The following is a 2951-nucleotide window of genomic DNA, read 5'->3' on the forward strand; positions in this document are numbered from 1 at the left end:
AACAAGCGAAACACCGGAGCGATGGTTAAGCTAATAAGAGCACACGGAGGATGCCTAGGCGCCAGGAGCCGACGAAGGACGTGGCGAACAACGAAACTGCCTCGGGGAGCTGTAAGCAAGCTTTGATCCGGGGGTGTCCGAATGGGGAAACCCAGCTGTGGTAATTCGCAGTTACTCGTATCTGAATACATAGGATACGCAGAGGCAGACCAGGGGAACTGAAACATCTAAGTACCCTGAGGAAGAGAAAACAATAGTGATTCCGTCAGTAGCGGCGAGCGAACGCGGAACAGCCTAAACCAGGGGGCTTGCCTCCTGGGGTTGTGGGACGTCTCACATGGAGTTACAAAGGAATATGGTAGGCGAAGAGGTCTGGAAAGGCCCGCGATAGAGGTAAAAGCCCTGTAGCCTAAACTGTGTTCTCTCCGAGACGGATCCCGAGTAGTGCGGGGCACGTGAAACCCCGTATGAATCCGGCAGGACCATCTGTCAAGGCTAAATACTACCTGGCGACCGATAGTGAAACAGTACCGTGAGGGAAAGGTGAAAAGCACCCCGGAAGGGGAGTGAAATAGAACCTGAAACCGTGTGCTTACAAAAAGTCAGAGCCCGATCTATGGGTGATGGCGTGCCTTTTGTAGAATGAACCGGCGAGTTACGTTTAACATGCAAGGTTAAGGTGAGAAGCCGGAGCCGCAGCGAAAGCGAGTCTGAATAGGGCGACTGAGTATGTGGACGTAGACCCGAAACCGTGTGATCTACCCCTGTCCAGGGTGAAGGTGCGGTAACACGCACTGGAGGCCCGAACCCACGTACGTTGAAAAGTGCGGGGATGAGGTGGGGGTAGCGGAGAAATTCCAATCGAACTCGGAGATAGCTGGTTCTCCCCGAAATAGCTTTAGGGCTAGCCTCGGTGAATGGAGTGATGGAGGTAGAGCACTGATTGGGTGCGGGGCCCGCAAGGGTTACCAAGCTCAGTCAAACTCCGAATGCCATTATCTTCTTGCCGGGAGTCAGACAGTGAGTGCTAAGATCCATTGTCAAAAGGGAAACAGCCCAGACCATCAGCTAAGGTCCCCAAGTGTGTGTTAAGTGGGAAAGGATGTGGAGTTGCACAGACAACCAGGATGTTGGCTTAGAAGCAGCCACCATTTAAAGAGTGCGTAATAGCTCACTGGTCGAGTGACTCTGCGCCGAAAATGTAACGGGGCTAAACACACCACCGAAGCTATGGCTAGATGCGTATGCATCTGGGGTAGGGGAGCGTTGTGTATACGTTGAAGGTGTACCGTAAGGAGCGCTGGAGAGTACACAAGTGAGAATGCCGGTATGAGTAACGAAAAGATCAGTGAGAATCTGATCCGCCGAAAGCCCAAGGTTTCCTGAGGAAGGCTCGTCCGCTCAGGGTAAGTCGGGACCTAAGGCGAGGCCGATAGGCGTAGTCGAAGGACAACAGTTTGAAATTACTGTACCACCGTAATCCGCTATGAGCGATGGGGTGACGCAGGAGGGTAGTGACGCGGACTGATGGATGTCCGTCTAAGCAGTGAGGCTGGTGTGTAGGCAAATCCGCACATCGTAAGGCTGGGCTGTGATGGGGAGCGAAAATTGTAGTAGCGAAGGTCATGATCTCACACTGCCAAGAAAAGCCTCTAGCCAGGAGAAGGTGCCCGTACCGCAAACCGACACAGGTAGGCGAGAAGAGAATTCTAAGGCGCGCGGAAGAACTCTCGTTAAGGAACTCGGCAAAATGACCCCGTAACTTCGGGAGAAGGGGTGCCTCGGTAGGGTGAATAGCCCGAGGGGGCCGCAGTGAAAAGGCCCAAGCGACTGTTTAGCAAAAACACAGGTCTGTGCGAAGCCGCAAGGCGAAGTATACGGGCTGACGCCTGCCCGGTGCTGGAAGGTTAAGGGGAGTGGTTAGGAGCAATCCGAAGCTATGAACCGAAGCCCCAGTAAACGGCGGCCGTAACTATAACGGTCCTAAGGTAGCGAAATTCCTTGTCAGGTAAATTCTGACCCGCACGAATGGCGTAACGACTTGGGCGCTGTCTCAACGAGAGATCCGGTGAAATTTTAATACCTGTGAAGATGCAGGTTACCCGCGACAAGACGGAAAGACCCCATGGAGCTTTACTGCAGCTTGATATTGAATTTGGGTACGATCTGTACAGGATAGGTGGGAGCCGTAGAGACAGGAGCGCAAGCTTCTGTGGAGGCGCCGTTGGGATACCACCCTGATCGTATCTAGGTTCTAACCTGGTGCCCTTAACGGGTACGGGGACCGTGTCAGGCGGGCAGTTTGACTGGGGCGGTCGCCTCCTAAAGAGTAACGGAGGCGTTCAAAGGTTCCCTCAGAATGGTTGGAAATCATTCGAAGAGTGCAAAGGCATAAGGGAGCTTGACTGCGAGACCAACAAGTCGAGCAGGGACGAAAGTCGGACTTAGTGATCCGGTGGTACCGCATGGAAGGGCCATCGCTCAACGGATAAAAGCTACCCTGGGGATAACAGGCTTATCTCCCCCAAGAGTCCACATCGACGGGGAGGTTTGGCACCTCGATGTCGGCTCATCGCATCCTGGGGCTGAAGTAGGTCCCAAGGGTTGGGCTGTTCGCCCATTAAAGCGGTACGCGAGCTGGGTTCAGAACGTCGTGAGACAGTTCGGTCCCTATCTGTCGTGGGCGCAGGAAATTTGAGAGGAGCTGTCCTTAGTACGAGAGGACCGGGATGGACGTACCGCTGGTGCACCAGTTGTTCCGCCAGGAGCATGGCTGGGTAGCTACGTACGGACGGGATAAGCGCTGAAAGCATCTAAGCGTGAAGCCCCCCTCAAGATGAGATTTCCCAATTAGTAAGACCCCTTGAAGACGACGAGGTAGATAGGTTGGAGGTGGAAGTGCAGCAATGCATGGAGCTGACCAATACTAATCGGTCGAGGGCTTATCCAAT

The 2951-nt window shown here is 53.8% G+C and carries 1 rRNA gene; it reads left to right on the top strand.

Features of this window, described 5'->3' with window-relative positions:
- The first annotated feature begins 23 nt into the window (after positions 1–23).
- Positions 24–2950, top strand: a 23S ribosomal RNA gene (locus BN3772_RS22980).
- Position 2951: the final 1 nt, after the last annotated feature.

The organism is Paenibacillus camerounensis (genome assembly GCF_000723885.1).
GTDB lineage: Bacteria > Bacillota > Bacilli > Paenibacillales > Paenibacillaceae > Paenibacillus_AQ > Paenibacillus_AQ camerounensis.